This is a genomic window from Arthrobacter humicola (genome assembly GCF_022803015.1).
Taxonomy (GTDB): domain Bacteria; phylum Actinomycetota; class Actinomycetes; order Actinomycetales; family Micrococcaceae; genus Arthrobacter; species Arthrobacter humicola_A.
The window spans coordinates 1-561 of sequence record NZ_JAFKON010000033.1; the positions used below are offsets into that span (position 1 = coordinate 1).

Annotated in this window: 1 protein-coding gene; it reads right to left on the reverse strand. The window is 67.6% G+C overall.

Annotated elements, in window-relative coordinates; genetic code table 11:
* Positions 1-561, reverse strand: a 561-nt coding sequence (locus tag ARTB_RS21325; RefSeq protein WP_279294513.1) for an IS110 family transposase, incomplete at both ends; no start/stop codon positions are given.

Genomic DNA, 561 nt, shown 5'->3' on the forward strand with positions numbered 1-561 from the left:
GAATTCAGCAGCGATGAGCCTTCCCACTTTGGTGCCGAGCACGTCCGGCAGGACCAGCGTCAGCCCGGGGAAGGCCCGGTCCAGCTGGCCCAGCAGCTGGTTCTTCGTCGCGGTCCGCGCCTGGACCCTGCGGGTCCGGTGCGCCGCCCACGCGCCGAGTTCACCGATCACAGCCTCGCGCGCAGTCACAGGAAGGCCCCTGCCGCTGAGGACCAGCTCGGTGATCGCTTCCAGATCCAGGGCATCGGTCTTGATCCGCCGGCGTCCCTGGACCCTGCGCTGCTCGGCCACGTGCGCGGGATTCAGCTCCAGAACCTGCCAGTCCGCGGGCCACACGGACGGGGTGAGCAGCGGCCGGTGGTAATGCCCGGCAGCTTCGATCCCGACTCTCACGGGAACATCCATCCCGGCCAGCCTGCTTTTGATCAGAGTGAGGATCCCGTCCAGGCCCCGTCCGGTCATCTCGAAGTCCACCGGACCCAACAGGCGATGCCGGGCGGCATCGGTGACCGACAACGCGACCGTCCTCTTGCCAACGTCGACAGCAACAACAACGGGTGA